Origin of the sequence: uncultured Veillonella sp. (genome assembly GCF_905209685.1) — a bacterium.
In the GTDB taxonomy this organism is placed as follows: domain Bacteria; phylum Bacillota; class Negativicutes; order Veillonellales; family Veillonellaceae; genus Veillonella.
In genome coordinates this window covers 1-5,208 of the sequence record NZ_CAJLUB010000126.1, presented here as the reverse complement: position 1 = coordinate 5,208, position 5,208 = coordinate 1, and the positions used below count along the sequence as shown (strand labels likewise).

4 protein-coding genes and 1 pseudogene are annotated in these 5,208 nt (G+C 41.1%); all 5 read left to right on the top strand.

Annotated elements, in window-relative coordinates; translation table 11 throughout:
- Positions 1-1,331: pseudogene (locus QZ055_RS08050) on the top strand (DNA-directed RNA polymerase subunit beta'); the annotation flags it as partial.
- 455 nt (positions 1,332-1,786) lie between these two features.
- Entirely contained in the window at positions 1,787-2,032 is a 246-nt protein-coding gene (locus QZ055_RS08045; protein WP_024064891.1) for a L7Ae/L30e/S12e/Gadd45 family protein, read from the top strand.
- Between the two features lie 76 nt (positions 2,033-2,108).
- A complete protein-coding gene (gene rpsL, locus QZ055_RS08040; protein WP_004693554.1) occupies positions 2,109-2,483 on the top strand; it encodes a 30S ribosomal protein S12 in 375 nt (124 codons plus the stop codon).
- Between the two features lie 52 nt (positions 2,484-2,535).
- A complete protein-coding gene (rpsG, locus tag QZ055_RS08035; RefSeq protein WP_004693556.1) occupies positions 2,536-3,006 on the top strand; it encodes a 30S ribosomal protein S7 in 471 nt (156 codons plus the stop codon).
- A gap of 15 nt (positions 3,007-3,021) precedes the next feature.
- Positions 3,022-5,097, top strand: a complete 2,076-nt coding sequence (gene fusA, locus QZ055_RS08030; RefSeq protein WP_295825899.1) for an elongation factor G — start codon at positions 3,022-3,024, stop codon at positions 5,095-5,097.
- Positions 5,098-5,208: the final 111 nt, after the last annotated feature.

The following is a 5,208-nucleotide window of genomic DNA, read 5'->3' as shown; positions in this document are numbered from 1 at the left end:
TCCGTGCAACATTAAAAGAAACTATGGTTCAAAATATGTTGAACAAGGATACTGTACAAGCAATTGTTGACAGTGAAGGTGTAGAAATCTTCCCTGCTAATACACGCCTCACTGAAGAAGGCATCGAATCTATTCTTAACTCCGATGTAAAAGAAGTACAAGTACGCAACAACGAAATCCATGGTATCGAAGTGGAAGCAATCGTTGAGGGTACTGGCGTTATTGAACCATTAAAAGATCGTATCGTAGGCCGTATTGCAGCTGAAGAATTAGTTAATAAAGAAACTGGCGAAGTTATCGTTCCTCTTAACGGTGAAATCACAGAACCATTGGCTGATGAAGTTGTAAAACACTACGAAACAGTTAAAATCCGTTCCGTATTGACTTGCCGCAGCCCTTATGGCGTATGTCGCAAGTGTTATGGTCGCGACCTTGGTACAGGTGGTCAAGTTCAAGTTGGTGAAGCTGTAGGTATTATTGCAGCGCAATCCATCGGTGAACCTGGTACTCAGTTGACAATGCGTACATTCCATACAGGTGGTGTCGCAGGTGACGATATTACACAAGGTTTGCCACGTGTCGAAGAATTGTTCGAAGCACGTAAACCAAAACGTAATGCTATCATCGCAGAAAACGAAGGTACAGTTCGCGTTGTACCTAACGAAGGTAAAAAAGGTACTAATACTATCTTCATTACTGGTGAAGACGGTATTGAACTCGATTACCTCATCCCTTATGGTTCCCGCATTATCGTTAAAGACGGTGATGTTGTATCCTTAGGCGCACGTTTGACAGAAGGTTCTATCAACCCTCATGACATTATGCGTGTAATGGGTACAGAAGCAACTCAACGTTACCTCGTATACGAAGTACAAAAAGTATATAAATCTCAAGGTGTAGAAATTAACGATAAACATATCGAAGTTATCGTTCGTCAAATGCTTCATAAAGTAAAAGTTGAAACAGCTGGCGATGCTGATATGCTTCCAGGGGATATGGTCGACGTTAATACCTTTGACGAAGAAAACCGTCGTCTTACTCTTAATGGCCGTGAAAATGCTACAGGCAAACGTACATTATTGGGTATTACTAAAGCTGCTTTGGCAACGGATTCCTTCTTGTCTGCTGCGTCCTTCCAAGAAACAACACGTGTTCTTACAGATGCCGCTATCAAAGGTAAAATCGATCCATTATTGGGCTTAAAAGAAAATGTAATCATCGGTAAATTGATCCCTGCTGGTACTGGCATGAGCCGTTACCGTAAGATTGAGGTTGTTAAAAACACACCTGAAATTATCGATATTACAGAAGAATCTGCTGTAGAAGAATAATCTATAGGGATACTATAAAAGAGCGTGCCTTAGGGCACGCTCTTTTTTGTTAATCCCAAACTTGCTGGTACAGATAGAAGTGTCATAGGGAATAAATAAAATGATAAATTTAATAAAATCGTTATTTTGAATAAAGCAAATAAAATGAATCGAAAAAATGACTAATTATTTTTTATCTATATCTATTTTGCATACATAAAATGAGATGAATGAAAATAATATAAAATTTATGCATAAAAATGAGCCTAAAACACATAAAATTGTATAAAAATAACAAATGAGTTTATATAGTTCGACATAATGAAACGCACGGAAACGTGTACACATAAAATGCAGTTGTATAGCGGTGTAGACCGTCGAAAAACGTTTGACATGAGCTTGTGTAATTGATATACTTACAGAGTGCTCAGGGGCAAGTATGCCTAAGTAGCATAATTTCGTAAGGAGAATTTACTATGGACATTGCCCATCTGAAGTCGATGAACAAAACAATCGGTGCCAAGCAAACGTTGAAAAACATTGCGCGAGGAACTGTGAAGTATGTGTTCGTAGGACGCGATAGTGATGAACGTGTAGTTGAACCTATACGAACAGCTTGTTCTGAACAGGGGATACCTGTGAATGATAAGCACACCATGGATGACCTCGGTCGTGCGTGCCGCATTAAGGTGCGGGCCACAGCGGTAGGTATCCTACGTTAATCTTGGTAATATCCGATGTAACACTTTGTTATGACGGATCAATTATAAATCTCAAATTTGGAAAGGAGGTGCCCAAATGCCAACAATTAATCAGCTAGTACGCAAAGGTCGCATGAGCTTGACTAAAAAATCTACAGCTCCAGCGCTTCAAGAATCTCCACAAAAACGTGGTGTATGTACTCGTGTGTACACAGCTACTCCAAAGAAACCAAACTCCGCGCTTCGTAAAGTTGCCCGTGTACGTTTGACAAACGCTATTGAAGTAACTGCTTACATCCCAGGCATTGGTCACAATTTACAAGAACACAGTGTTGTACTTATCAGAGGCGGTCGTGTAAAAGACCTTCCAGGTGTGCGTTATCACATCGTTCGTGGTGCATTGGATACAGCTGGCGTACAAAACCGTATGCAAAGTCGTTCCAAATACGGCGCGAAAAAAGCTAAAAAATAATTTTAGCCATTAAACGAAATTAACACACATCATTATAAAGGAGGAATTGAACATGCCAAGAAAAGGCCCTGTTCCGAAACGTGATGTACTTCCAGATCCGGTGTACAACAGCAAATTAGTAACACGTTTCATTAACAAAGTTATGTACGATGGCAAAAAAGGCATTGCTGAAACTATCGTATATGATGCATTCGAAATTATTCGTTCCAAAATGGGTCAAGACCCAATGGAAGTTTTTGATCAAGCATTGAAAAATGTTATGCCTGTACTTGAAGTACGTGCTCGCCGTATCGGTGGTGCTAACTATCAAGTGCCAGTTGAAGTTCGTGCTGATCGCCGTCAAACACTCGGTATTCGCTGGGTTGTAAACTACGCTCGTCTTCGTGGTGAACGCACTATGAAAGAACGCTTAGCAGGCGAATTGATGGACGCTTTCAACAATGCAGGCGCTGCAATCAAGAAAAAAGAAGATACTCATAAAATGGCAGAAGCTAATAAAGCATTTGCTCATTATCGTTGGTAATAAGAGGTGACAACTGTGGCAAGAGAGTTTTCCTTAGCAAAAACTCGTAATATCGGTATCATGGCTCACATCGATGCTGGTAAGACAACAACTACAGAACGTATCCTCTACTATACAGGTATCGTTCACAAGATCGGCGAAGTACATGAAGGTGCTGCTACGATGGACTGGATGGCGCAAGAACAAGAACGTGGTATCACAATCACTTCTGCGGCGACAACATGTCACTGGAAAGATCATCGTATCAATATCATCGATACTCCTGGTCACGTTGACTTTACTGTAGAAGTAGAACGTTCTTTACGTGTACTTGATGGCTCCGTAGCGGTGTTCAGTGCTAAAGGCGGCGTTGAACCTCAATCCGAAACAGTATGGCGTCAAGCATCTAACTACGGCGTACCTCGTATCGCTTATGTAAATAAGATGGATACAGTAGGTGCTGACTTCTTCAACGTAGTTGATATGATGAAATCCCGTTTGGGTGCAAATTCCGTAGCTATCCAAGTACCAATCGGCGCTGAAGATACTTTCGAAGGCATCATCGATTTGATGACTATGAAAGCGGAAATTTACAAATCCGATGACGGTAAAGAATATGAAATCACTGATATCCCAGCAGAATATCAAGAAGTAGCTGAAGCTCGTCGCGAAATGATGATCGATGCTATCGCTGAAACTGATGACGATATCATGATGAAATATTTGGAAGGTGAAGAAATCTCCATCGAAGAATTGAAAACAGCATTGCGTAAAGCAGTTATTGCTAACCAATTGTTCCCAGTTCTTTGTGGTTCTTCCTACAAAAACAAAGGTGTACAAATGTTGTTGGACGCTGTTGTAGATTACATGCCAGCTCCTATCGACATTCCAGCTATTAAAGGTATCGTTCCTGGTACTGAAGAAGAAACTACTCGTCCTTCTTCCGATGATGAACCATTCTCCGCATTGGCATTCAAAATCATGGCTGACCCTTATGTTGGTAAATTAGCGTTCTTCCGTGTGTACTCCGGTACATTGGAATCCGGTTCCTACGTTTTCAACTCCACAAAAGGTAAAAAAGAACGTATCGGCCGTATTCTTCAAATGCACGCTAACACTCGTAAAGAAATCGACATGGTTTACGCTGGCGACATCGCTGCAGCTGTAGGCTTGAAAGATACTACTACTGGTGATACTCTTTGTGATGAAAAGAATCCTGTAATTCTTGAATCCATGGAATTCCCTGAACCAGTTATCTCCGTTGCTGTTGAACCTAAAACAAAAGCTGACCAAGAAAAAATGGGTACAGCTCTTGCTCGTTTGGCAGAAGAAGATCCTACTTTCAAAGTTCGTACTGATGAAGAAACAGGTCAAACTATTATCTCCGGTATGGGCGAACTTCACTTGGATATCATCGTTGACCGTATGAACCGTGAATTCAAAGTAGAATGTAACGTAGGTAAACCTCAAGTAGCTTATCGCGAAACTATCCGTAAAGCTGTTAAAGCTGAAGGTAAATTCGTACGTCAATCTGGTGGTCGTGGTCAATATGGTCACTGCTGGTTGGAATTGATTCCACAAGAACCAGGTGCTGGCTTCGAATTTGAAAATAAGGTCGTAGGTGGTGCAATTCCTCGTGAATACATCGGACCTGTTGAAAATGGTGTTAAAGAAGCTATGGAATCCGGTGTTATCGCTGGTTATCCAATGGTTGACATCAAAGTTATCGTATTTGACGGCTCCTACCATGACGTTGACTCCAACGAAATGGCCTTCAAAATCGCTGGTTCCATGGGCTTTAAAGAAGGTGCTCGCAAAGCAGATCCTGCATTACTTGAACCATACATGTCCGTAGAAGTAGACGTTCCTGAAGAATACATGGGCGACGTTATCGGTGACTTGAACTCCCGTCGTGGTCGTATGGATGGCATGGAAGCTCGTAATGGTAACCAACATATCAAAGCATATGTTCCATTGAGCGAAATGTTCGGTTACGCAACAGACCTTCGTTCCAAAACTCAAGGTCGCGGTAACTACTCCATGACATTCGATCATTATGAAGAAGTTCCTAAGAAAATTGCTGAAGAAATTCAAGCAAAGAAAAACGGTTAATCTTACATTAGATTAATAGAATTACTATTTTCCTCGGAGGATAATTTAAAATGGCTAAAGAAAAATTTGAACGTACGAAACCGCATGTTAATATCGGTACAATCGGTCACG

Bases quoted from the DNA above. Each gene is read 5' to 3' on its own strand.
- QZ055_RS08045 (WP_024064891.1), top strand. From the start codon at position 1,787: ATGGACATTGCCCATCTGAAGTCGATGAACAAAACAATCGGTGCCAAG.
- rpsL (WP_004693554.1), top strand. From the start codon at position 2,109: ATGCCAACAATTAATCAGCTAGTACGCAAAGGTCGCATGAGCTTGACT.
- rpsG (WP_004693556.1), top strand. From the start codon at position 2,536: ATGCCAAGAAAAGGCCCTGTTCCGAAACGTGATGTACTTCCAGATCCG.